Annotated in this window: 21 protein-coding genes and 1 other RNA gene; 11 read left to right on the forward strand and 11 right to left on the reverse strand. The window is 61.9% G+C overall.

From position 1 onward, the window contains the following. Positions 1-258: 258 nt before the first annotated feature. Both glyS and glyQ read right to left on the reverse strand, forming a co-directional pair. A complete protein-coding gene (gene glyS, locus E0702_RS10115) occupies positions 259-2,325 on the reverse strand; it encodes a glycine--tRNA ligase subunit beta (RefSeq protein ID WP_132043434.1) in 2,067 nt (688 codons plus the stop codon). Between the two features lie 2 nt (positions 2,326-2,327). Beyond that, positions 2,328-3,302, reverse strand: a complete 975-nt coding sequence (gene glyQ / locus E0702_RS10120; protein ID WP_132043436.1) for a glycine--tRNA ligase subunit alpha — start codon at positions 3,300-3,302, stop codon at positions 2,328-2,330. A 97-nt stretch (positions 3,303-3,399) separates the two neighbouring features. On the opposite strand from glyQ, the gene rfaD reads away from it, so the two are divergent. Both rfaD and waaF read left to right on the forward strand, forming a co-directional pair. Then, positions 3,400-4,356 (forward strand): ADP-glyceromanno-heptose 6-epimerase, encoded by a 957-nt coding sequence (rfaD, locus tag E0702_RS10125; protein ID WP_132043438.1) that lies wholly within the window; start codon positions 3,400-3,402, stop codon positions 4,354-4,356. Beyond that, positions 4,349-5,404: a lipopolysaccharide heptosyltransferase II gene (gene waaF, locus E0702_RS10130; RefSeq protein ID WP_132043440.1), complete on the forward strand. Its 1,056-nt coding sequence runs from the start codon at positions 4,349-4,351 to the stop codon at positions 5,402-5,404. Before rfaD ends, waaF begins: the two co-directional genes overlap by 8 nt. A gap of 7 nt (positions 5,405-5,411) precedes the next feature. Here the strand turns inward: waaF and E0702_RS10135 are convergent, their stop codons facing one another. From E0702_RS10135 to E0702_RS10150, 4 genes are all read right to left on the reverse strand, one after another. Continuing rightward, on the reverse strand, positions 5,412-7,091 hold the full coding sequence (locus E0702_RS10135) for a sulfatase-like hydrolase/transferase (protein WP_132043442.1): 1,680 nt from the start codon (positions 7,089-7,091) through the stop codon (positions 5,412-5,414). Positions 7,092-7,259: 168 nt separating this feature from the next. Continuing rightward, on the reverse strand, positions 7,260-7,388 hold the full coding sequence (locus E0702_RS20065) for a hypothetical protein (RefSeq protein WP_272922909.1): 129 nt from the start codon (positions 7,386-7,388) through the stop codon (positions 7,260-7,262). 135 nt (positions 7,389-7,523) lie between these two features. Continuing rightward, entirely contained in the window at positions 7,524-8,378 is an 855-nt protein-coding gene (locus E0702_RS10145) for a glycosyl transferase family 90 (RefSeq protein ID WP_240721714.1), read from the reverse strand. Positions 8,379-8,501: 123 nt separating this feature from the next. Next, positions 8,502-9,545, reverse strand: coding sequence for a glycosyltransferase family 4 protein (locus tag E0702_RS10150; RefSeq protein WP_132043446.1), 1,044 nt, complete (start codon positions 9,543-9,545; stop codon positions 8,502-8,504). Positions 9,546-9,624: 79 nt separating this feature from the next. On the opposite strand from E0702_RS10150, the gene E0702_RS10155 reads away from it, so the two are divergent. Genes E0702_RS10155 through E0702_RS10165 form a run of 3 tightly spaced genes read left to right on the forward strand, consistent with a single transcriptional unit; the run spans position 9,625 to position 12,103 of the window. Continuing rightward, positions 9,625-10,374, forward strand: coding sequence for a glycosyltransferase family 2 protein (locus E0702_RS10155; protein WP_132043448.1), 750 nt, complete (start codon positions 9,625-9,627; stop codon positions 10,372-10,374). After that, on the forward strand, positions 10,371-11,528 hold the full coding sequence (locus E0702_RS10160) for a glycosyltransferase family 4 protein (RefSeq protein WP_240721715.1): 1,158 nt from the start codon (positions 10,371-10,373) through the stop codon (positions 11,526-11,528). Before E0702_RS10155 ends, E0702_RS10160 begins: the two co-directional genes overlap by 4 nt. Beyond that, positions 11,516-12,103, forward strand: a complete 588-nt coding sequence (locus tag E0702_RS10165) for a YrbL family protein (protein ID WP_132043450.1) — start codon at positions 11,516-11,518, stop codon at positions 12,101-12,103. The genes E0702_RS10160 and E0702_RS10165 overlap by 13 nt, the downstream gene beginning before the upstream one ends. Here E0702_RS10165 and E0702_RS10170 read toward each other — a convergent pair. Further along, positions 12,091-12,822, reverse strand: coding sequence for a 3-deoxy-D-manno-octulosonic acid kinase (locus E0702_RS10170; RefSeq protein WP_132043452.1), 732 nt, complete (start codon positions 12,820-12,822; stop codon positions 12,091-12,093). The genes E0702_RS10165 and E0702_RS10170 overlap by 13 nt on opposite strands. Between E0702_RS10170 and E0702_RS10175 the strand changes: the two genes are divergently transcribed. Genes E0702_RS10175 through waaA form a run of 3 tightly spaced genes read left to right on the forward strand, consistent with a single transcriptional unit; the run spans position 12,821 to position 16,621 of the window. Next, positions 12,821-13,924, forward strand: a complete 1,104-nt coding sequence (locus tag E0702_RS10175) for a glycosyltransferase family 9 protein (protein ID WP_132043454.1) — start codon at positions 12,821-12,823, stop codon at positions 13,922-13,924. The genes E0702_RS10170 and E0702_RS10175 overlap by 2 nt on opposite strands. Further along, on the forward strand, positions 13,914-15,344 hold the full coding sequence (gene hldE / locus E0702_RS10180) for a bifunctional D-glycero-beta-D-manno-heptose-7-phosphate kinase/D-glycero-beta-D-manno-heptose 1-phosphate adenylyltransferase HldE (protein ID WP_132043456.1): 1,431 nt from the start codon (positions 13,914-13,916) through the stop codon (positions 15,342-15,344). Before E0702_RS10175 ends, hldE begins: the two co-directional genes overlap by 11 nt. Next, positions 15,344-16,621 (forward strand): lipid IV(A) 3-deoxy-D-manno-octulosonic acid transferase, encoded by a 1,278-nt coding sequence (gene waaA / locus E0702_RS10185; protein WP_132043458.1) that lies wholly within the window; start codon positions 15,344-15,346, stop codon positions 16,619-16,621. The genes hldE and waaA overlap by 1 nt, the downstream gene beginning before the upstream one ends. 24 nt (positions 16,622-16,645) lie before the next feature. Here the strand turns inward: waaA and rpiA are convergent, their stop codons facing one another. Then, positions 16,646-17,320 carry a ribose-5-phosphate isomerase RpiA gene (gene rpiA / locus E0702_RS10190; protein ID WP_132043460.1) on the reverse strand — a complete coding sequence of 225 codons (675 nt, stop codon included), beginning with the start codon at positions 17,318-17,320 and terminating at the stop codon, positions 16,646-16,648. Between the two features lie 67 nt (positions 17,321-17,387). Here rpiA and ilvA point away from each other — a divergent pair, with 67 nt between their 5' ends. Beyond that, positions 17,388-19,007, forward strand: coding sequence for a threonine ammonia-lyase, biosynthetic (gene ilvA, locus E0702_RS10195; protein ID WP_132043462.1), 1,620 nt, complete (start codon positions 17,388-17,390; stop codon positions 19,005-19,007). A gap of 331 nt (positions 19,008-19,338) precedes the next feature. Here ilvA and E0702_RS10200 read toward each other — a convergent pair whose 3' ends face one another. The 3 genes from E0702_RS10200 to E0702_RS10210 all read right to left on the reverse strand — a co-directional run bounded on the left by E0702_RS10200 (position 19,339) and on the right by E0702_RS10210 (position 20,529). Next, positions 19,339-19,983, reverse strand: coding sequence for a 5-formyltetrahydrofolate cyclo-ligase (locus tag E0702_RS10200; protein ID WP_165927513.1), 645 nt, complete (start codon positions 19,981-19,983; stop codon positions 19,339-19,341). Positions 19,984-19,990: 7 nt separating this feature from the next. After that, a non-coding RNA gene (ssrS, locus tag E0702_RS10205) (6S RNA) lies at positions 19,991-20,175 on the reverse strand. Positions 20,176-20,229: 54 nt separating this feature from the next. Beyond that, positions 20,230-20,529 carry a cell division protein ZapA gene (locus tag E0702_RS10210; protein ID WP_132043464.1) on the reverse strand — a complete coding sequence of 100 codons (300 nt, stop codon included), beginning with the start codon at positions 20,527-20,529 and terminating at the stop codon, positions 20,230-20,232. Between the two features lie 177 nt (positions 20,530-20,706). Here E0702_RS10210 and E0702_RS10215 point away from each other — a divergent pair, with 177 nt between their 5' ends. Both E0702_RS10215 and pepP read left to right on the forward strand, forming a co-directional pair. Further along, complete coding sequence (locus tag E0702_RS10215) at positions 20,707-21,285, forward strand: UPF0149 family protein (protein WP_132043466.1); 579 nt, start codon at positions 20,707-20,709, stop codon at positions 21,283-21,285. Positions 21,286-21,322: 37 nt separating this feature from the next. Then, entirely contained in the window at positions 21,323-22,681 is a 1,359-nt protein-coding gene (gene pepP, locus E0702_RS10220) for a Xaa-Pro aminopeptidase (protein ID WP_132043468.1), read from the forward strand. Positions 22,682-22,739: the final 58 nt, after the last annotated feature.

Raw genomic sequence — 22,739 nt, forward strand, 5'->3', positions numbered from 1 at the left:
TTCACGTGAAACATGGCCTGCCAAGGAGCAAGGAGCAAGGAGCAAGGAGCAAGGAGCAAGGAGCAAGGAGCAAGGAGCAAGGAGCAAGGCGTCAAGGGCGTGGCTGGCTACTGTGTGGCGTTGTGTGGCTGGAACGGCAATGTTCCACGTGAAACCTCACCATGAATGGCAGCCCATGTTTCATGTGAAACACCAGGGTGGCCAGATACAAGAAGGCCGGCAGCTGTTGCTGCCGGCCTCGATGGTGCCAGGGGGGGGTTACTGCTGGAGTTGCGCGATATCGGCAACCTCGAGGAACAGTGCCCGCAGGCCGGCCAGCAGGGCGAGCCGGTTGCTGCGCACCCTCTCATCATCGGCCATGACCATCACTTCATCGAAGAAGGTATCAACCGGTTCACGCAGGCCGGCCAGGACATCCAGTGCCTCCTGATAGCGCGCCTCAACGAGCAGTGGCGTGACCCTGTCTCGGTGACTGACTACCGCGTCGTGGAGCCTCTTCTCGGCGGCTTCCTGCAGCAGCGTGACATCCACGGTGCTGCTCACCTCTGTGGCCTGCTTGGCAAGGATATTGGAGACACGCTTGTTGGCAGCGGCGAGGGCGGCGGCCTCGTCGCGTCCGGTGAACGCCTCTACCGCGCGCAGGCGGCGGGCGAAATCCAGAGGGCGAGTCACGGGGCGTGCACGCACCGCCAGGTAAGCCTCGGTCGAGATGCCTTCACCCTGACCCCATGCCCGGAAGCGGTCGAGCATGTAGGCAAGCACCTCATCCACAAGGTTCTCGGCGTACGGCAGCTCCTGGTGCTGGGCCGCGGCCAGCTCGAGCAGCTCACGGAGGTCGAGTTGCAGTTCCCCCTTGACCATGATGTTGAGCACACCGATGGCGGCGCGACGCAGCGCAAAGGGGTCCTTGGTACCGGTGGGGCGGGCGCCGATGCCGAAGATGCCGGTCAGGGTGTCGAGGCGGTCGGCCAGGGCCAGGGCCTGGCCGGTCCGGCTCCGGGGAGTGGCATCGCTCGCGAAGCGGGGGAGGTACTGCTCCTCCATGGCCCGGGCCACCTCGGCCGGCTCACCATCCTGAGCGGCGTAGTAGCGACCCATGGTGCCCTGGAGCTCGGGAAACTCGAGCACCATCTCGGTCACCAGGTCGCACTTGGCCAGTTCGGCGGCGCGGCGGGCATGGCTGACATCACCACCTAGCTGGCCGGCGATAAAGGCGGCCACGGCGGCGGTACGGTGAGCCTTGTCGGCGAGGGTGCCGAGCTGCTTCTGGAATACAACGCCCGAGAGCTCGTCGATTCGAGAGGCCAGGGTGCGCCTGCGGTCGGTATCGTAGAAGAAGGCAGCATCGGCCAGGCGGGGGCGAATGACCTTCTCGTTGCCCTCGATGACGCGGTCGGGCTCACTGCTGTCGATATTGGCAACGGTGATAAACAGCGGCTTCAGCTGGCCTTCGCTATCGAGCAGGTGGAAGTACTTCTGGTTCGCCTTCATCGAGGAGATCAGACACTCGGCCGGTACCTCAAGGAAGCGCTCGTCGAAGCTGCCGGTGAGGGCCACGGGCCACTCCACCAGGCCGCTGACTTCGACCAGCAGCGCCTCATCGATGACTGCGGTGGCCTCCTGCACCTCCGCTTCCGAAAGTACCTGCTCACGGATACGCTCGCGGCGTAGCTCGCGGTCGGCCAGAACCCACGCCTGTTCCAGGGTGGCGAGATAGTCATCGGCGTGGGCCAGTTCGATGGGGTCGGGAGCATGAAAGCGATGGCCACGGGTCGTGCGGCCGGCCTCGAGGCCCAGTGCCTCGGCTTCGATGATCTCGTTGCCATAGAGCACGACCAGCCAGTGTGCCGGCCGGGAAAACTCCACCCGTGAGGCACCCCAGCGCATGTTCTTGGGTACCGGCAGGGCGGCGACGGCTTTCTTGAGGATGGCTGGCAGCAGGGCAGCGATACTCTCCCCCTGCTGTTGTTCGCGATACCCCAGCCAGGTGCCCTTGTCGGTTTCCAGGTGAATCAGCTCATCCACGCTGACGCCGCAGGAGCGAGCGAAGCCTTCGGCGGCCTTGGAGGGCTGGCCATCCTTGAAGGCAGCGGCCAGTGCCGGGCCGCGCTTCTCCACCACCCGGTCGGGCTGCTTGCCGGCCAGGGACTCGATCTGGACCGCCAGGCGACGCGGCGTGGCGTACGCACGTATTTCGCCATGCTCGACATCGGCATCGCTCAGGCCGCGGCGCAGCCCTTCGGCCAGGGCATCGGAGAGGGCGTCGATGGCGTTCGGAGGTAGTTCCTCGACGCCCAGTTCAACCAGTAGGGTGTTGGCAGCCATGCTCAAGCGTCTCCCTGTTCAAGCAGTTCGCGGCGCAGTGCCTCGGGAGCCAGCGGGAAGCCGGCGGCCTTGCGCGAATCGAAATAGGCGTGGGCCACGTCACGGGCCATGGTGCGTACGCGCAGGATGTAGCGCTGGCGTTCGGTCACCGAGATGGCGTGGCGGGCATCGAGCAGGTTGAAGGTGTGCGAGGCCTTGAGCACCTGTTCATAGGCGGGCAGCGGCAGATTGGCCTCGAGCAGCCTAGTGCAGTCCCGCTCGTGCTGGTCGAAGGCACCGAACAGGTAATCGACGTCGGCGTGTTCGAAGTTATAGGCGGACTGCTCACGCTCGTTCTGCAGGTAGACATCGCCGTAGCTGACCCTGGAGCCATCCGGGGCAGTGGTCCACACCAGATCGTAGACGCTGTCCACGTCCTGCAGATACATGGCGATACGCTCGAGGCCGTAGGTCAGCTCGCCGGTCACGGGAAAGCATTCGATGCCGCCGGCCTGCTGGAAGTAGGTGAACTGAGTCACCTCCATGCCGTTGAGCCACACTTCCCAGCCCAGGCCCCAGGCACCCAGGGTGGGGGACTCCCAGTTGTCCTCGACGAAACGGATGTCGTGAACCAGGGGGTCGAGGCCCAGGTGCTTGAGAGAGCCGAGATAGAGCTCCTGAAACTCGGCGGGGGAGGGCTTCATCACCACCTGAAACTGGTAGTAGTGTTGCAGGCGGTTGGGGTTCTCGCCATAGCGGCCGTCGGTCGGACGACGGGAGGGCTGCACATAGGCGGCGTTCCAGGTCTCGGGCCCGATGGAGCGCAGGAAGGTCGACGGATGGAAGGTACCGGCACCGACCTCCATGTCCAGCGGCTGCAGCACCACGCAGCCCTGATCGGCCCAGTACTGCTGCAGGGCCAGGATCAGACCCTGAAAGGTTGAGACGTCTGGCGCCGGCCCGGAGGGCGAGGTCGACGTTGGTGTCGCGAGTGTCATTGGAAAAGCACCGTTGGCCATGAATTCACAGGGCTTCAAGTATACAATCACCGGAAGATCGGTTATAGGCGCACGCCCCGAACAGAGGAATCTCTCCATGATCGTAGTGACAGGCGGGGCCGGCTTCATCGGCTCGAATCTGGTCAAGGCACTCAATCAGCGTGGCCATCAGGATGTGATGGTGGTCGACGACCTGAGCGACGGCACCAAGTTCGTCAATCTGGCCGATTGCAGCCTGGGTGACTATCTGGACAAGGATGACTTCCGCCAGCGGGTAGAGGCCGAGTTGCGCGGAGAGTCTGCCAGGCTGCCGGAGATCGAGGCGATCTTTCACGAGGGAGCCTGCTCCGATACCACCGAGTGGGATGGCCGCTTCATGCTCGATAACAACTTCGAGTACTCCAAGGTGCTGCTGCACTTCTGTCAGCAGCGGGGGATTCCCTTCCTCTATGCCTCCTCGGCGGCCACCTACGGTGGCAGCGAGGTGTTTCAGGAGGCGCCGGAGCACGAGAAGCCGCTCAACGTCTATGGCTACTCCAAGCTGCTTTTCGACCAGTATGTGCGTATCCACCGGGATTCATTTCGCAGCCAGGTGGTGGGTTTCCGCTACTTCAACGTCTATGGTCCCCGAGAGCAGCACAAGGGCAAGATGGCCAGCGTGGCCTATCACCACCATACCCAGATCAGCGCCGGCCAGGACGTCAAGCTGTTCGGCGCCTGGGATGGCTTTGATGCCGGCATGCAGAGCCGCGACTTCGTCTACGTCGGGGATGTGGTGGATGTGAACCTGTGGTTCCTCGACAACCCCGAAGCGTCCGGCATCTTCAATCTGGGCACCGGTCGTGCCGAACCCTTCAAGGCGATCGGGAACGCGGTGATCGATTACTATGGTCATGGGGCCATCGAGTACATCGACTTTCCCGATGAGCTGAAGGGGCGCTATCAGAGCTATACCCGAGCCGATATCTCGCGGCTGCGCGAGGCCGGATACGATCGCGAGTTCCGCACCGTGGCCGAGGGGGTACGCGAGTACCTGGAGTGGCTGAATGGCTGAATCGGCTTCGCGGGGGGAGACAAGCGGCGAGCGTATCCTGGTGGTCGGCCCCTCCTGGGTCGGCGACATGGTGATGGCCCAGAGCCTGTTGATGACGCTGCGTGACCGCCACCCCGGCTGCACACTCGCCGTGATGGCGCCGGGCTGGTCGCTGCCGATCCTCGAGCGCATGCCCGAGGTGGATGAGACGATCGCCCTGGACGTGGCTCATGGCCAGTTCGGCTGGTCCGTACGCCGCGAGGCGGCTCGCGGGCTGCGGGGTCGTTTCGATCGAGCCATCGTGCTGCCGCGCTCCTGGAAGTCGGCGCTGGTGCCTTTCCTGGCGGGTATCCCACGACGCGTCGGCTTCCATGGCGAGCAGCGCTTTGGTCTGCTCACCGAGCGTCGTCGTCTCGACAAGAGCGTGCTCGACCAGACCGTCAAGCGTTTCGTCTCCCTGGGGCTGTCCGCCGAGGAGTCGGCCAGGGGCAACTTCGCCATACCTCAGCCTCGGCTGATGGTGAATGCGAGTAATCAGGCCGCCCTGCGCGAGCGTCTGGGGCTTGCCGCGTCACCGGCGATCGGCATGATGCCGGGTGCCGAGTACGGCCCCGCCAAGCAGTGGCCGCTGGAGCACTTTCGCAGCCTGGCCGAGGCGCTGATAGCAGAGGGGGTCGAGGTGCGGGTGCTGGGAGGGCCCAAGGATGTCGAGGCGGGTGAGACGATCGTCGATGGGCTGATGGGTGCCCATAATCTGTGCGGCAAGACACGCCTCGCCGACGCCGTGGACCTGCTGGCCGACTGCGAGCAGGTGGTCACCAATGACTCGGGGCTGATGCATGTGGCGGCGGCGGTGGGCATTCGCGTCCAGGCGCTCTATGGCTCCTCGTCGCCGGCCTATACGCCGCCACTGACCGATAACGCCGAGATCCACTATCTGGCCGTTGAGTGCTCACCCTGCTTCGAGCGTACCTGCCCACTGGGTCATACGCGCTGCCTGGTGGAGATGGCCCCCGAGCGAGTGCACCGGGCGATTCACGCGTGGCGTACCACCATCGCAAGGAGCTGATGCGCGGTTAGTCCTTGCCGGAGTTTGCTTCACCAGCAGTATTGCCGAGCGCATCCAGAATCTGCCGGGAAGCGGTCTGCCCGCTCTTCTGCTGCCTGCCTTCAGGTATCAGGCCCTCCCACAGCCGCTGCTGAAGTGCCGTCTCCTCATGCATGCGAGCCGCCAGGTCGGTCAGGCCATGCTGCTCCACTAGGGTCGGCTGCTCGGAGAGCAGGGAGACACCCAGCCCAGCCCGGTGGCGCTCGATGGTATAGCCCATCGCCTCCAGGATGGTGGGGAAAAGATCGATAGTGGCGGCCTCTCGATGGGTCCGCTGGCCGGCCTCGATACCCTGGCCCAGCAACATGAAGGTGTTGTCCCGCTCGCCGGCGATGAGTTGCTCCCAGGCCGACACACGCATCGTCAGATGATCGCTGGCGAGCACGACCAGCGTATTCTCCAGCAGCCCTTCATTTTCGAGTCGGTCGATCAGGTCGAAGGCGAGCCAGGCCGAACACTCCACGGAGTAGAGGATATCCTCGCCGTCGAACTCGCCCTGACGCTTTCGACAGGCCCGCGCCGGATAGCCTCTGGGCGCATGGGCGGTGAGACTCAGGTTGACCACCCCCCAGGGGCCGGCATCTTCCGCCTCCAGGCGGCGAATCTCGTTGATGGTAAAGTCATACAGATTGTCGTCATAGAGTCCCCAGTCGTTGACATAATCGGGCTCGACGAGACGAGGCTCGAGACTGGCTCGTCCCATCACCCTGTCGAAGCCATGGTCCTCGTAGAAGATTCCCTTGCCGGCGAACTCGGTACTGGCGCCGCCCAGGAAGCTGAGACGATAGCCCTGTTCATCCAGCAGGTCGCCCAGGCAGCGAATACCGGGAACCACGCGGCCCAGAGGCTCGAACTGGTTGTCGTGGAGCAGGCCCGCGGGCATCAGCGGGGTGCCACACTGGCTGGCGATCATGCCGGCCATGGTCCAGCCGGTGTTCTCCAGTTGGCGCACACCCTCGAAGACATGACCGCGTCGGCCCAGGGCATCGAGGAAGGCATAGGCATCCCCGAAGCGCTGGCGGTCGGCATAGGTGCGCTCCATGCTTTCCAGGTAGAGCAGCAGCAGGTTGGGTGGACTCTCCGGCGCCTGCTGGATCGTCGGGGCCACATAGCGACGATCCAGCCAGGCGCCGTCATCGGTGACGATGGCCGCACTACGCTGTCCCATGCTGTAGAAGAGCGGGTTGCTGGCGATCAGTGCCAGTGCCAGCAGGCGGTCGACGAGGCGCCAGCGATGGTCACGACGCACCAGCCAGGTATAGGCAGCGAGCAGGGCCAGCATTGCCAGGGTATAGAGCGCCGCCGCCAGCAGGCGGCTGCTGCCGCCGTGCTCGGCGATCCCGGCCTGGAGATGGAAGAAGATCGCCCCGATCTCGACGATGCCGAAGCTTTCGGCCAGGTAGACGTAGACGCCCCACAGGCAGAGGGGCACCAGCGACCAGGGCCAGACTCGTCGGGGCGGGCGTCGCGTGGCCGGCTTTCCCCAACGCAGCAGCCAGCCAAGGCCCAGCCAGAGGCCTGTGATGGGGATCACGCTCCACAGCGGCAGCACGGCCACGGTAGCGATGGCATAGCCAAGGCAAGCCCCGATGACGAGCAGGGACCACCAGCGGGGATGTTTGAGCCTGTTCGGGTTTGCGAGTTGCATGAGTCTCTTCGATAGGGATTGGGTGGCGGCCTTTCAGCTGCATCCACGGGCTCTGTCAGGAAGATTGGTGGAGCGCATAGGCCTTCATGTACTTCCAGAATACGCCATTGGCGTTAGAGTTGACGATGGCATGAATGCTCCCGCCGTGATGCAAGCCGCTTTTCGGGCTCATGTGGAATTGGCCAGATCCAGCATACGCCCGACAGGACTACCAACTAGATAAATCATCGCGATGAAGTTAGCCTCGTTTCGGTAGCCGCGTGCGCGTAAATGGACCGCTTGGAACAGACCGTCCATGCCACACCTCCTGTCGTTGTGGAGGTCATATTCTGGCCTAGCTCATGGGGGGCGTATTCCACATCTGTCGTCGAAGACCCCAATTTCTTTTCTGTACTGCATTGAATATCGTGCTCTTTTTTCGAATTCCTTGCACTATACGGACTGTTGAGTTTGTATTAGATATCGTTCAAAAACTTGTAGAGAAGCAAGCATTTCTTGCTGAGGGTGAAAAAACTCTGAAATATATCGGTTGGCATTTTTAATGATTGCTTCGGCTTCTTTAGGATGGGATAGGTAGTAGTCGATTTTTTCCTCTAGATCAGAGAAATCGTCACTTACTTCCACATAGTGGTAGCCAGGAATTAATGTGCCTTCCATAAACCAGGTTTCATATATAGGGCGCCTCATGAAGCATAATGAATTGGATGCCATTATCCACTTCAAGTTAGTGGCAACGTCGTTTCCTTCGATGCTAAAGATAAATTTATGTTTAAGTTGCTGTTCGATTGTCATGAACGGCTTTCGATATGCGGCCGTTACGTTTTTATCATCTGTAGCGCCAACATCGCAGCGTGGCAAGTTATGACACTTTTCCAGAAAATGTTGCCGATGGAGCTGATGTGCCGCACCCCGCCATACCAGAGTGTCCTTCTTAGCACCGTAGTCATAGGTATCCTTAACTTTGTAGAAGTGGCGAACGCTGTCAAGTTTAAGGAGTACCGAGTTACAATTTTTACCGCGAATGGGACGGCTCTTTACGAATGTAGGTACATCAGGGACGAAGGTCTTGTCACCAAAGCGATAGTGATACATTACGTTAGTGGGAAAATACTTTGCTACATTATAAAAGTCGATATGATAGGTGGATTTTTTTAAACTTAGAGAAAAGTCTTGATTATTAACTGCGTTATTAGAGAGTGTCGTTGGGGTGTCAATCTTATTGTAGTAAGTTACCCTTGCTATAATCGCTTCTTGGTTAGTTATAGGTAGAGCATCAAACGTGGCCATCAACGCATCGCGCCGATGCCGAAATAAGCTTCTGGGTGGTAGGGCAGCCAGCAGGCCACAGGTATAAAACATTAATTTGTGCGCCCGGTAGGCATTTTTTCCGCTTACCATGAAAGATAGGCCCTAAGCAGTATGGGATGAGGAAAGTGGAGAATAAAGTGCCATGTAGGCGTTGGCCATGGCCTCCGGTGTGTACATGTCCAGGCCCTGAGTGGCTTTTTTCACAAGCGACTGGCGTAGCGTCGTGTCTCGTAGCTTGATTAGATGATCGGCTAGTGTTTTACCGTCACCTGGGGGAAACAAGAGTCCCGTTTCTTCGTGGTGAACAATGTCTGGGATGCCGCCCGTCTGGCTAGCTACCACTGGCACTTCTGCCCGCATGGCGTCCAGCAATACTGATCCTAGCCCTTCGTTACGAGAAGGAAAGGCAAAAATATCCAATGCCGGAAGATAGTTGCCAATGTCGGACTTGAAGCCGGCCCAGATTACATTGTCCAGTTTGGCGCTTTCTTGCTTTAGTTTGACCTCATCCTCACCTTGGCCAAAAAACACGAACAGCATGTCCGGCTGTGAGTGCTGTAGTCGTCGAGCGGCGTCGATCAGGACACGCTGCCCCTTGTGTCGATCCACCAGGGCGCCAGCGTGGCCAACCAGGAATCGACCGGGATAGCGTGCACGGAAAGCGCGCGCTATGTCGGGATCTGAGACTAATGGAGTAAAGGCGCTGGGAATTCGTGCCACCGGATGCGGGCTTAGCGGCTGGATATTCTCGGCAATAATCCGGGATAACGCTACGCAGCGATGCGCCTCACGGTAAAAAACTCTGTTGCTGAGTTTGTCTTTGACTGGCGTATCCACACGACGGGTAATCAGGTAGGGAGTGCCAAACAGTCGATGGTGTAGCCAGGCCCAATGTACAGCCTTGGCGTCATGGGCATGGATCAATGTGGTGCGCTCGGCTTGCCAGTGTCCGGCCAACTGGTGGCGAGCACTGACAAATCGCAGACCGTGGGTTGTGGCCAGCTCTGCGCGCAGAGGCGAATCGGGCCGGCACACTAGCGTCTGGGATGATATCTCTGCCTTGTTGGCCAGCGCCTGGATCAGCAGCACTGTTTGCCGCTCGCCGCCGCGAAACCCCCGGGCCAGATTGGCATGGATGATGTGCAAAGCCGCCTCGTTGAAAGTTTGTGAGTATAATGACGGCTATAGTAGCATCCGATGTCTATTCTGGCAGGGTGGTTTTCATATGCTCTCTGAGCTAAGCGCCGTGATCATCACGCGCAATGCATCGGCAACCCTGGGCCGCACCCTGGACTCGCTCGAAGCTCTGGGGGAGGTGGTAGTTTACGACAATGGCTCTATCGATGGGACTCTCGAAATTGCTCGTCGCTACGCCAACGTATCGCTTCACCAAGGCGACTTTCTTGGCTTTGGCCCGACCAAGCGCCATGCCGTGTCGCTCGCTCGCAATGAGTGGATTGTCTCGTTGGACGCCGACGAGGCCCCCACCAGTCGCTGGCTTGAGGCGCTGGACGGCTGGCTGCCCACCGCAGATGCGGACCAGGTGGTCGAGGTGCGGCGTGAAAACTGGCTATTGGGTAAGCCCGTGCACTATTCGGGCTGGGGTAATGACTGGCTGGTACGTGTCTTTCATCGCCAGCGGCATAACTTCAATGATGCCATGGTGCACGAGTCAGTGAAGGTTGCTAAATCCACTTCGGTCGTTCGTTTAGACGGTTGCCTTGAGCATCTGGCTGTCACCGAACTTGGCCAGTTTTTGGATAAGATAAATCGTTATTCGGATATTCGTGCTAAATCGGACGCGTTGCGGGTATATCCTGTAGCGGTAATTTTATTAAAGTCCATGTTTGCTTTCTTGCGCACCTATCTTTTGAAGCGAGGTTTTCTCGATGGCTGGCGTGGTTTGGTGATCGCCGTGGCTAATGCAAACGGTGTGTTCTGGAAATATATGAAGCGTCGTGTTCGAGATATATGAACGCGCCGACCCATGAGGCCGTGCCAGTGAAAATAGCCCTAGTACATATGCGCCACGCTGCCTCCGGCGGTACTGAGCGCTTTCTCAATGAGCTGTCACGCTACCTGGCAGAGCGTGGTGAAGACGTTACAATCATCTGTCGCTCCCATGTGGCACCTGCACATCCGGCCATTCGGTTTGTTCGCCTACGCCCGTTCAGTATCGGAAAAGCCCAGCGTATGTGGCGCTTTGCTGAGGCGGTAGAACGTCACGTTAAGACAGCCGACTATGACCTGGTCTACGGACTGGGAAAGACTTGGACTCATGACCTGCTGCGCATCGGTGGTGGCACTGTCCATCACCATCTTGCCTCGAAGCCGAAGCGTCAGTGGCGGTGGAAGGATAGGGTGGCTGCGCGAATTGAGGCCCGGGCCATGGCGCCTGGCGCCTTTTATCATGTGGTATCAAATTCTCGGCAAAGCGATCATGAGATTGCCGAAGCGTACAATGTACCTGCTGAGCGACGTTCTGTGATTCATAACTTTGTCGACACTCATCGTTTTGACCGCACACGGCTCAGTGATGATGTTAGTGCTCTTTCCCGAGAATTAGGATTGGATGATCAAGTTCCTGTTTTTCTGTTTTTGGGTACCGGTTATCGTCGTAAGGGGCTGGAGCCAACGCTGGAAGCCTTCTCTCGGCTCGACCAGGAAGCCATCTTGCTGGTGGTTGGGCGTGACTCTCGGCAGGCTCAGTATCAGGAGCTCTCACAGCGTCTCGGCATAGCAGATAAATGCCGTTTCCTGGGTGAGCAGCCTTCACCCGAACGATATTTTTCCCTCGCCGACTGCTACGTGCTGCCTGCGTATTATGAACCATTTGGCTTTACCGTACTTGAGGCACTTTCCTGTGGCACGCCAGTTATAACTACCAAAAAGTGTGGCGCTAAAGAAGTGGTAACGTCAGATGTGGCAACGATCATCAATCGCCCAGATGACATTAGGGCACTCACCGACGCTATGTCTCACTGGACCAGGCGTAAAGGTGATGCTGAGCTGAAAAGTCGCTGCCGAAAGTTGGCATTGTCCCTCGATGTAGAAGAAATCATGGCCCAGAATTACCGATGCATTCTTGACGTATACCAGCAAAAGAAGGCGGCTCAATGCCAGACGTAAGGAATTGGAAAATCATTGGTCGGGGAGATGAACGTATCTGCTATCTGCACCCGAATAATTCAGCGCGCTGTATTAAACTCAGCATGAGAGAAAAGGCCAAGCAGACTCATCGAGAACTTCGATATTTCCGGCTCTTGAAGCGTAGGAAAGTTCCCTTCACATACATTCCTGAGTTCTTCGGGGTAGTGAAGGATGATGAAGTGATTGGAATCGAGCAGCAGTTAGTGCTGGACGAGAGTGCCGAGGTACCACCCAGCGTGGCAGGCTATCTGACCAAACAGCTGACACCGGAGCAAGCCCGCCGCTTCTGGGCCGGTCTCGATGCGCTTAAGTGCTATTTATTGGCATACAATGTAGTGCCCTGTGATCTGGTGATGAGTAACCTGCTAGTGATCGAGCGCTCAAATACCACTGACGTTATGTTGATTGACGGTCTCGGCGCTTCGGAACTCATCCCTTTGCCAGACTATGTGCCTTGGCTTGGTCGACGCAAGATTCAGCGAAAGTGGGCCAGATTCATGGCTAAAACGGTTAAGCCGCACTTTGCAGCCACTCAGGGGTGTCAGGCACTGTAACCTTCGGTATACCCTTCGGAGACCTGTTTGACAGTGTTTCTTGCTGTTACAGAATTGGTCAATTTGTCTAGTGAGCGCTCCAGCCGCTCGAGGTTTCTGCCCTTCCAGTCACCATCCCGGCGCAGTCGACAACGATCCAGGTCGATCAGCCACACCTTGCCACTGTTATCCACCAGCAGGTTGCGGGCATTGAGGTCGACATGGTCGAGGCCTGTATCGTGGAAGCGGCGGATGGTGGCACCGACCCGTTGCAGTAGCTCGTCATCGGCTTCACCATTTTCCAGCAGGTTGGCCAGGGCGCGGGCGCCGGGAATGCGCACGGTGAGTAGCGCGGCCTCATAGGTCAGACCATGGCGGGTGACGCTGGCGGCGACCGGTCGCGGAACCGGCAGGTCACGGGCAAGCAGGTCGGCGGTGAGGCGCATTTCGCGAAAGGCGCGGGTGCGCTCCACTCCGGTCCATAGATAACGGGCATCACTGAGGCGTGCCACCATGCCGCCGCGGCGGTAGGGGCGCAGTACCCACTCTTCGCCGGTACCGGCATTCAGAAAAAGGCTGGCACCGCGACCCGGGGCCTGGCCGGTGACCCGGCCTTGCGCCTGCCACCAGTCGGGATCGAAGGTTGACGGGCCGATTTGTGGCGCCTGGTCGGCGTCACATAGACTGTCCTTATCATATAGAATGTAGGACTTTCCCGTTCTCAATGTTGCCAAGCGCATGAAGCATCCTCTGCCCGCCCAACCCCGCCATATCGGCGTGCTGCGACTCTCCGCCCTGGGCGATGTCTGTAATCTGGTGCCGACGGTTCGCGCCCTGCAGCGCCAGTGGCCCGAGGCACGCATTACCTGGATCGTCGGCAAGGCCGAGCACAGTCTACTGGCGGGCCTCTCCGGGGTCGAGTTCGTGGTCTATGACAAGGCCAGCGGCCTGGCAGGCATGCGCGCCCTGTGGCGCGAGCTCTCCGATACCCGCTTCGATGTGCTGCTGCATATGCAGCAGGCCCTGCGAGCCAGCGTGTTGTCACTTGGGCTCAAGGCCGACGTGCGAGTGGGCTACGACAAGGCCCGCGCCAAGGATGCTCAACACTGGTTCACCCACCGTCAGCTTGCGCCTCATCCACGCGCCCATGTGCTCGAGTCCTTTCTCGACTTCGCCCGACTGATGGGGATCGAAGAGCCGAGTCTCGAGTGGAATCTGGCGATTCCCCCGGCGGCCCACGACGAGGCGCGCTCCCTTACCGGCGATACCCGTTATCTGCTGATGAGCCCGTGCGCCAACCCACGGCTGCGCAACTTCCGCAACTGGTCTGCCGAGGGGTATGCCGCCGTGGTCCAGCACGCCTGGGAACAGCATGGTCTGCGCACCGTGCTGACTGGAGGGGGCAGCACTCAGGAGCGGGAGGTAGGGGAGCGTATCCAGGCCCTCTGCCCGGCCGAGGCGGTGATCGATGCCATCGGCAACACCTCACTCAAGGGGCTGCTGGCGCTGATCGATGCCGCCGAAGCCGTCATCGCTCCGGACTCGGGCCCCGTGCATATGGCCAACGCGCTGAATACGCCGACGGTGGGGCTCTATGCCACCACCAATCCCGATCGTGCCGCGCCCTACCGCTGGCGCGACTTCGTGGTCAATCGCTACCCTCAGGCGGTGCGCACCTACCTGCACAAGGAGGTCGAGGATCTACCTTGGGGCCAGCGAGTGCGGCATCCCGATGCCATGTCGCTGATTCGCGCCGATGATGTGATCGAACGCCTCGAGGCAGCACTGCAGTATGCCGCTGACCACTCCACGGAAAGGACGCTTGCCGACGATGAGACTTGATCTGACCGCCCTGGAGCACTCCCGTCTACTGGTGGTGGGGGATGTCATGCTCGACCGCTACTGGCACGGCGGTACCTCGCGTATTTCGCCCGAGGCGCCGGTGCCGGTGGTGCGTGTCGAGGAGAGCGAAGACCGCCCCGGGGGCGCCGCCAACGTGGCACTCAATATCTCCTCCCTGGGCGCCCATGCCGCGCTCTCCGGCCTGGTGGGTGATGACGATAACGCCGACCGCCTGGTGAGTCGCCTGGAAGATGCCGGAGTGAGCACTCACTTCCAGCGCAGCCCGGGTGTGCCAACGATCACCAAGCTTCGGGTGATGAGCCGCAACCAGCAGTTGATCCGCCTCGACTTCGAGGAGGGGCTGGGGGAGGCGGACACCTCCGGGCTGCTGGAGCGGGTGGAGGCGGCGTTGCCGGACTGTGATCTGGTGATCCTCTCCGACTACGGCAAGGGGACGCTCAACCGCGTCGAGGAGCTGATCCGCCTGGTGCGGGCCAGTGGCAAGCGGGTGCTGGTGGATCCCAAGGGGCGTGATTTCTCGCGCTATCGTGGCGCCAGCGTCATCACCCCCAACCTGGCGGAGTTCGAGGCGGTGGTGGGTCACTGCCGTGACGATGCCGAACTGGCCGAGCGAGGCGAGGCCCTGCGTGCCGAGCTCGAACTGGAGGCGCTGCTTATCACCCGCAGCGAGAAGGGGATCACCCTGATTCGTGAGGGGCACGACCCGCTTCACCTGCCCACTCGGGCGCGAGAGGTCTATGACGTCACCGGTGCCGGCGATACCGTGATCGGCGTGCTGGGCCTCGCCCTGGCCGCCGGGCATGGTTTCCCCGAGGCGATGACCCTGGCCAATCTGGCCGCCGGCCTGGTGGTGGCAAAGCCGGGAACCGCGACCCTCTCCATCGCCGAGCTCTACACCGCCCTGCATGGCGACAAGCTGGCCGAGTTCGGAGTGATCGAGGAGCCGACGCTGATCGACGCGGTGCGTGCCGCCCAGGCGCGTGGCGAAAGGGTCGTGATGACCAACGGCTGCTTCGACATCCTTCATGCCGGCCATGTGGCCTATCTGGAGCAGGCCCGCCGGCTCGGTGATCGGCTGGTCGTGGCGGTCAACGATGACGCCTCCATCGCGCGCCTCAAGGGCCCCAAGCGGCCCATCAACCCCCTGGCGCGTCGCATGCAGGTGCTTGCCGGCCTGGGTGCCGTGGACTGGGTCGTCTCCTTTGGCGAGGAGACTCCACAGCGACTGATCGAGGCGGTGCTGCCCGATGTGCTGGTCAAGGGTGGCGACTACCGCCCCGATCAGATCGCCGGCGGCCAGGCCGTGCGTGACGCCGGAGGTGAGGTGCGAGTGCTGGGCTTCGAGGATGGCGTCTCCACCACGGCGATGATCTCCACCATCCTCGACCGCGAGAGCTGATGGGCTGGCCCCGGCAGGCCTACTCCGCGGCGCTGCATCTGGCGGCCCCCCTGCTATGGCGGCGTCTGCGCCGTGAGCATGGACTCACTGACCCCCGATCGTTGCGGCTGGGGCGCATTCCAGAGACGCCTTCCGACACGCGCATGCTGTGGCTGCACTGCGCCTCCGTGGGGGAGGTGCAGGCGGCCAGGCCGTTGATCGAAGAGCTTCTCTCACGCTATCCCGGCCATTCCCTGACCGTGACTACCATGACCGCCACCGGTGCCGAGCGCGTCCGTGCGCTGGCCGAGGGGCGGCAGGATGGACGGCTGAGTCATCACTTCGTGCCCCTGGACTTCCCGCGCGCCGCGTCGCGCTTCGTCGAGCGCCTGCGGCCCGAGCTGGCGCTGTTCTTCGAAACCGAGCTGTGGCCCAACCTGCTTCACGCCTGCCGCCATCGCGAGATCCCGGTGGCGGTGGTCAATGGCCGACTCTCTGCACGCGCCCTGGAAGGCTATCGGCGGCTGCGTCCGTTGATGCGTGAGGCGCTGGGCTGTGTCGACTGGCTGGCCGCCAAGTCCAGTGAAGACGCCGCACGCTTTGCCGAGCTCGGCATGGCGCCGCGGCGTACCACCGTGGTGGGCTCGCTGAAGTTCGATATCGTCCTTGAGGACGGTGCTCGTCAGGTAAGTGAGCGCTTGCGTCAGCTGCTGGGGCGGCCCCGGGTCTGGGTGGCTGGCTCTACCCACGCGGGCGAGGAGTCGCGTCTGCTGGCCGCTCACGCTCTGCTGCGGGAGCACACTCCCGAGGCCCTGCTGGTACTGGTGCCGCGCCATCCGCAGCGCTTCGATGAGGTGGCGAGCCTGTGCGAGTCCCACGGCCAGGTGCCGGCTCGGCGCTCTCGAGGCGAATGGCCCGGGCAGGCTACCTCGGTCTATCTGGCCGACACCATGGGGGAGCTCACCGTGCTCTATGGCGCGGCGGACCTGGCCTTTGTCGGCGGAAGCCTGGTGCCGGTGGGTGGTCACAATCTGCTCGAGCCTGCGGCCCTCGGCATACCGGTGCTTACCGGCCCCGAGCTGGCCAACTTCATGGATGTGGCAGAGGCCCTGCGCGGCGCCGATGCCCTGGTGGAGACGCCCGATGAAGAGGCGCTTGCCGAGGCGCTGATCGCGCTCTTTGCCGACCCGGCCGAGCGCCGCCGACTCGGTGAAGCGGGGCGCGATGTGGTGACCGCCAACCGTGGGGCCCTGGCAAAGACCCTGAAGGGGTTGGATAAACTACTACCGGCGAAGTGAGTGCTCACTTCGCCCCGAGACCTGTCAGGCGGGGGAGAGGCGTTCCACACCCTGGGCGGTTCCCAGCAGCAGCACATCGGCACCGCGGGCCGCGAACAGACCATTGGTGACCACCCCCACGATGGCGTTGATGCGTGCCTCCATGGCCTGCGGGTCGTCGATCATGAAATCGTAGCAGTCGACGATCTGGTTGCCATTATCGGTGACCACCCCCTCCCGATAGACCGGGTCGGCACCCAGCTTGACGAGTTCCCGGGCCACGTAGGAGCGGGCCATGGGAATCACCTCCACCGGCAGCGGAAAGGCACCCAGGCGCTCGACCCGCTTGGAGGCGTCGACGATGCACACAAATGTCTCGGCACAGGCGGCCACGACCTTCTCGCGAGTCAGCGCCGCGCCACCGCCCTTGATCATATGTAAGTGAGCGTTGACTTCGTCAGCGCCGTCGATATAGAAGGGCACCGTGCCCACGGAGTTGAGCTCGAATACCTCGATGCCATGGGTGCGCAGTCGCTCGGCGCTGGCTTCGGAGCTGGCCACGGCACCGGCAAAGTCGTGACGCAGTTCGGCCAGGCGGTCGATGAAGCGGTTGGCGGTGGAGCCGGTGCCGATACCGAGCACGGTGTCGCGATGCAGGTGGGGGCGCACCTCATCGATGGCGGCCGCCGCGACGGCTTCCTTGAGCTCATCCTGGTTCATGGGGCGTTCTCCTGAGGGGGTCGGCGAGAAAGGGGCGATATTATAGGCCAATCGCCACTGTCTGCCGATGGTCAATGCTGGACGCTGGGCCCGCGAAAATGCTACCAATAAGGGTTCCTCGCAGCGCAGCATTCATGCTGCGCCCTCACGCGTCACGCCGCTGGATACCAGGATGCTCGAAGCTACCGTCAAGAAGATTCTCCAGGCCCGGGTCTATGAAGCCGCTCGGGAAACTCCCATCTCGCCGGCCCCCTTTCTCTCCCGTCGCTTCAACAACACCATTCTGATCAAGCGTGAGGACCTGCAGCCGGTTTACTCCTTCAAGATTCGCGGCGCCTACAACAAGATGGCCCTGCTCAGCGAGGAGCAGAAGGCCAAGGGCGTGATCGCGGCCTCGGCCGGCAACCATGCTCAGGGCCTGGCGATGGCGGCGAAGCAGATGGGCGTCAAGGCGACCATCGTGATGCCGCGTATCACGCCCGATATCAAGGTGCAGGCGGTGCGTGCCCGCGGGGCCAAGGTGGTACTCAAGGGGGATGCCTTTTCCGAGGCGGCCGAACATGCCCAGTCGTTGATCGAGGAGCATGGTTATACCTATATCCCGCCCTTCGACGATATCGATGTGGTGGCGGGACAGGGCACCATCGCGGTGGAGATCCTGCGCCAGCAAGCGGGTGCGTTGGACGCGATCTTCGTTCCGGTGGGCGGCGGCGGCCTGATCGCCGGCGTGGCCGCCTACGTCAAGTATCTGCGTCCGGATATCAAGGTGATCGGCGTCGAGGCCGAGGATAGTGCCTGCTTCAAGGCGGCACTCGAGGCGGGCAAGCGGGTTACCCTAGATCAGGTGGGGGTGTTTGCCGAGGGGGTGGCCGTGGCCCAGGTCGGCAAGGTGCCCTTCGATATCGCCCGCGACCTGGTCGACGAGGTGATCACCGTCAATACCGACGAGATGTGTGCGGCGGTCAAGGACATCTTCGAGGAGACTCGAGCGGTCTCCGAGACGTCCGGCGCGCTCTCCCTGGCGGGACTCAAGAAGTATATTCAGCAGACCGGCGTCGAGGGGCAGACGCTGCTGTGCATCAACTCCGGTGCCAATACCAACTTCGACCGCCTCCAGCATATCGCCGAACGCACCGAGCTCGGTGAGCAGCGGGAGGCGATCCTGGCCGTCACCATCTCCGAGCGGCCGGGGAGCTTCAAGAAGTTCTGCAAGACCATCGGCAAACGCATGGTCACCGAGTTCAACTACCGCTATGCGGATCCGGAGCATGCGCATATCTTCGTCGGCGTGCAGGTGAAGCCCGGCGGAGAGGATCGTCAGGCGGTGATCGACAGGCTTCGCGATGCCGGTTATGCGGTGGAGGACCTCACCGATAACGAGCTGGCAAAGCTCCATATTCGCCATCTGGGGGGCGGACGGCCCAAGCAGCAGTTCGATGAGGAGGTCTACCGATTCGAGTTTCCGGAGCGTCCGGGAGCGCTGATGAATTTCCTCACTCACCTGCCCCATGACTGGAATATCTCGCTGTTTCATTACCGGAATCACGGTGCCGCCTACGGCCGGGTGCTGGTGGGCATGCAGGTGCCCAATGGCGATCGCTCCCATGTCGAGGAGTATTTCGACGCCATTGGCTACCGCTACTGGAAGGAGTCCGACAACGCCGCTTATCGGCTCTTCATGGCTTGAGGAGGCGTACTGGGAGGAAGTGAGCGCTGACTCGCCCAGTGTTCCTCGCCAGGCGGAAGTTTCATAAGTTGAACGTTGAGTCAGGGCGGTTGTCTTGATGGTTGCGTCAGCTTATAGTCGCCGACGTTTAAATCCTGCTACCCGGAGTCAAAGATGAAGCGCAAGCCCGATGTGGTCAGGGCCCTGGTGCTGTTGTTCGGTATTGGCGTCGTGGCAACCGGCTATGCCCAGGCGCTGGTCGGCAACTGATCACGAGCTGTCGAGCCCCGCCAGAGTGTCAACGGGCCGATGCCGAGAGGCGTCGGCCCGTTAACGTTTCCAGGCGGATGTATCAGGGGCGTACCAGTCGGGCGTCGCTTGCGATGGCGTCGAGTGGAACGTCCCACGAGGCCACCGGCAGTGAGTCGACCCGCTGGCAGTCATGGGCCAGGCCGATCAACCGCGGGCGTGGGCCGGGTCGGCGGGTGAAGGCCAGGGTGCGGTCGTAGAAGCCGCCCCCCATGCCCATGCGCTGACCGGCATCATCGAAGCCCACCAGTGGCAGCAGGATCAAATCGAGGGCCCAGGCGGCCATTCGCCGCGCACGGTGAGCCCCATGGCGGGTGGCGGGCTCGGCAATGCCAAAGCGATTTCGGACCATGGGTGTGTTCGCATGGTAGTGCACGAACCACAGTCGGTTGTGTGAGAGGGGCTTGAGGACCGGCATGTAGACACGAGCGCTACGCTGCCGTAGCCAGTCGATCAGCGGAGTGGGGTCGATCTCGCCGTCGTTGGGCAGGTAGAGCGCCACACGGCGGGCACGCTGTACTTCGGGCAGGCGTCGCAGCCGGCGACACAGACGTTCGCTGGCCAGTCGGCGCTGCTCGGCGCTCAGGGCGCGGCGACGTCGACGCAGCTGTTGACGCAGTTCACGACGCGAGCCGTTGAAGCTGGTCAAGGAAAGAGGTGCGGCGGGTGTCGGCATGAGATGGGTCATGTTGACGAGGTTCCCCAGAGTGCCGCTGTCGTTCTGGCCCTTGAACCCATTGGTTCAAGGTGGGTGGCCGCAGCCGAACCGTCAGGCTTTCCGACGCACGGACATGCACACGGGTCCGGCTAGCATTTGGCCCCCTGGGTACTGCGCATAGGCTCGAGGGACGATAACGACTGGCAAACACCCCAGGGAACAACCTCATCGTACCAGAGCCGGTGGGGAGCGGCCAATGGATTCCCGGTGCGAGGCTCAGCGCGGCTTGGTGTCGGTCAGCGCACGCTCCAGGCGTTCGCTCAGGGCATCCAGGCTGCGCTCCCCTTCACGCTGACTCTCCAGGGCCTCCAGCAGCTCATGGGTGATGTTGAGTGCCGCCATGACGGCGATGCGCTCGTTGCCCAGCAGGTTGTTCTGGGAGTGGATGCCGGTCATCGCGCGATCCAGGTAACGGGCCGCACGCTCCAGCTTGGCTTCTTCCTCGGGGGGGCAGGCAATGACGTAGCTACGTCCCAGGAGGGTAATTTCGGCGGTCGGCCGTGTCGCATCACTCATCGGGGGGCTCCGGCTCGACCCCGCAGGTCACGCTGGCCGCGCGTCCCTGGGGGCCGATGCGTTAACATCCAGTCAGTACCGCATGGCCCGTCACTATAAGAGAGCCCTTCTCGAGGGGTCAACGCACGGTGCCGAATGCCGACCCTCTTCTGCACACCCCGCTACCATGGAGCTCCCATGTCACTGATCGATGAACGCCAGGATTTCTCCACTATCGCCGACCTGTTCCTGCTTCACGGCAGCATGCAGTCGCCGGCCTTCAGCGACGGACGACTGTGCGCCCGACTTGCCATGCACGATATCGACCCTGCCGTCTGGCTTGCGGAGGTGTGTGAGGTGCTTGGCGTCGAGCAGCCGCGCGACGAGCCATCCGCGGAGCGCTTCCTGGCCTGGCGACGCCAGACCCTGGAGGCTCTCTCTGGCAACGAGCTCGGTTATGAACCACTTCTGCCCGATGAGCTCTTCTCCCTGGCCGAGCGTGCCCGCGGACTCAAGGAGTGGATCCAGGGCTTTCTGGAGGTCGTCCAGGATGCCGGGGAGGAGCCGCGCGAGAGATGGTCAACGGCGCTACGCGAAGCGCTGGAGGACCTGGAGGGGATCGCCGCCATGCCGGCCGACCTCGAGGAGAGTGCCGAAAACGAGAATGATCTCTTTGCCCTGGTGGAGCATGTCCGCATGGCCGCCATGCTGCTCTATACCGAACAGCACCCGGGCAAGCCTCAGGTCGAGGATGCCGAATCCTCCACGCGTCACTGAGCTGTCCATCGCGCCCCATCGCCGCCAAGGAGCTGTCATGTTGTCCGAGACGTTGCCCGAGACCTTGTCGCGCCCGGCACCCATTGCCAACGCCGAGTATCGTCAGCGTCGCCAGGCGTTGATGGCGGCACTGCCTGGCGATGCCGCCGTGCTGCTGCCTGGCGCCTCTCTGGTTACTCGCTCGCGTGACAGCGAGTTCCCCTTTCGCCAGGACAGCGACTTCCATTATCTCACCGGCTTCCCCGAGCCCGGCGCCCTGCTGCTGCTACTGTCGGGGCGGGCCGAAGGGGAGAGCGTGCTGTTCTGCCAGGATCGCGACCCGGCGCTGGAGGCCTGGACCGGTATCCGTCTGGGGGCCGAGGGAGCCATTCGCGAGCATGGTGTCGACCAGGCCTTCGAGAATGCCGAGCGCAGCGAGCGCCTGGCGGCACTGCTCGATGGGCGGCGCACGCTCTATCTGGCGCTGGACAGCGCCGAGGCGCGGGGACTGGCCGAGGAGATTCGCGCGGACCTGATGGCTCGCCAGCCTCAGGGGGTGTGTCCTCCCGAGGCCATTGCCGATGTGGCCCCGCTGCTTCACGAGGCGCGACTGATCAAGAGTCAGGCGGAGCTTGCCCTGCTGCACCACGCCGCCGAGATCTCGGCGCGTGGCCATGTGCGTGCCATGCGTGCGGTACGTCCTAGGGTGGCAGAGTATCAGCTGCAGGCGGAGCTGGAGCACGAGTTCCGCTGGCAGGGGGGTAGTGGTCCGGCCTATGCCACCATCGTCGGTGGTGGCGCCAATGCCTGTGTGCTGCACTACATCGAGAATCGCGCCCTCCTCGAGGAGGGTGACCTGGTATTGGTCGATGCTGGCGCCGAGTTCGACCTCTATGCTGGTGACATCACTCGCACCTTCCCGGTCAATGGCCGCTTCAGTGACGCCCAGCGGGCCCTCTATGAGGTAGTGCTCGAGGCTCAGGAGCGCGCGGTGGACGCGGTGCGCCCCGGCACGACCCTGGCGGCGATTCATGCCGAGGTGGTGCGCGGGCTTACCGCCGGCCTGATCCGGTTGGGGCTGCTCGAGGGCAGTGTCCAGGCACGTATCGATGATAAGAGCTACCGGCGTTTCTACCTCCACTCCACCTCGCACTGGCTGGGTCTCGATGTCCACGATGTGGGCGCCTACCGTCGTGATGGCCAGCCCCGGCCGCTGGTGCCGGGCATGGTACTCACCGTGGAGCCGGGGCTCTACGTGCCCGATGACGACGACATTCCCGACACCTTCCGCGGCATCGGGATACGCATCGAGGATGATGTCGTGGTGACCGACGAAGGCCATCGGGTGTTGACCGCTTCCGTTCCCAAGTCAGTTGCGGACATAGAGACACTGATGGCTAAAGGGTGTGCGACATAAATCATGATTTTTCTCGAGTTATGTAAATTACATTATGAATCGCTGGTCTGAGGTGGCG

The sequence above is a fragment of the Halomonas marinisediminis genome (assembly GCF_004347715.1).
Taxonomy (GTDB): domain Bacteria; phylum Pseudomonadota; class Gammaproteobacteria; order Pseudomonadales; family Halomonadaceae; genus Halomonas; species Halomonas icarae.

Coding starts and splice junctions, on each gene's coding strand:
- glyS (WP_132043434.1), bottom strand. CDS start 2,325: ATGGCTGCCAACACCCTACTGGTTGAACTGGGCGTCGAGGAACTACCT.
- glyQ (WP_132043436.1), bottom strand. CDS start 3,302: ATGACACTCGCGACACCAACGTCGACCTCGCCCTCCGGGCCGGCGCCA.
- rfaD (WP_132043438.1), top strand. CDS start 3,400: ATGATCGTAGTGACAGGCGGGGCCGGCTTCATCGGCTCGAATCTGGTC.
- waaF (WP_132043440.1), top strand. CDS start 4,349: ATGGCTGAATCGGCTTCGCGGGGGGAGACAAGCGGCGAGCGTATCCTG.
- E0702_RS10135 (WP_132043442.1), bottom strand. CDS start 7,091: ATGCAACTCGCAAACCCGAACAGGCTCAAACATCCCCGCTGGTGGTCC.
- E0702_RS20065 (WP_272922909.1), bottom strand. CDS start 7,388: ATGGACGGTCTGTTCCAAGCGGTCCATTTACGCGCACGCGGCTACCGA.
- E0702_RS10145 (WP_240721714.1), bottom strand. CDS start 8,378: ATGGCCACGTTTGATGCTCTACCTATAACTAACCAAGAAGCGATTATA.
- E0702_RS10155 (WP_132043448.1), top strand. CDS start 9,625: ATGCTCTCTGAGCTAAGCGCCGTGATCATCACGCGCAATGCATCGGCA.
- E0702_RS10160 (WP_240721715.1), top strand. CDS start 10,371: ATGAACGCGCCGACCCATGAGGCCGTGCCAGTGAAAATAGCCCTAGTA.
- E0702_RS10165 (WP_132043450.1), top strand. CDS start 11,516: ATGCCAGACGTAAGGAATTGGAAAATCATTGGTCGGGGAGATGAACGT.
- E0702_RS10175 (WP_132043454.1), top strand. CDS start 12,821: ATGAAGCATCCTCTGCCCGCCCAACCCCGCCATATCGGCGTGCTGCGA.
- E0702_RS10170 (WP_132043452.1), bottom strand. CDS start 12,822: ATGCGCTTGGCAACATTGAGAACGGGAAAGTCCTACATTCTATATGAT.
- hldE (WP_132043456.1), top strand. CDS start 13,914: ATGAGACTTGATCTGACCGCCCTGGAGCACTCCCGTCTACTGGTGGTG.
- waaA (WP_132043458.1), top strand. CDS start 15,344: ATGGGCTGGCCCCGGCAGGCCTACTCCGCGGCGCTGCATCTGGCGGCC.
- rpiA (WP_132043460.1), bottom strand. CDS start 17,320: ATGAACCAGGATGAGCTCAAGGAAGCCGTCGCGGCGGCCGCCATCGAT.
- ilvA (WP_132043462.1), top strand. CDS start 17,388: ATGGTCAATGCTGGACGCTGGGCCCGCGAAAATGCTACCAATAAGGGT.
- E0702_RS10200 (WP_165927513.1), bottom strand. CDS start 19,983: ATGACCCATCTCATGCCGACACCCGCCGCACCTCTTTCCTTGACCAGC.
- E0702_RS10210 (WP_132043464.1), bottom strand. CDS start 20,529: ATGAGTGATGCGACACGGCCGACCGCCGAAATTACCCTCCTGGGACGT.
- E0702_RS10215 (WP_132043466.1), top strand. CDS start 20,707: ATGTCACTGATCGATGAACGCCAGGATTTCTCCACTATCGCCGACCTG.
- pepP (WP_132043468.1), top strand. CDS start 21,323: ATGTTGTCCGAGACGTTGCCCGAGACCTTGTCGCGCCCGGCACCCATT.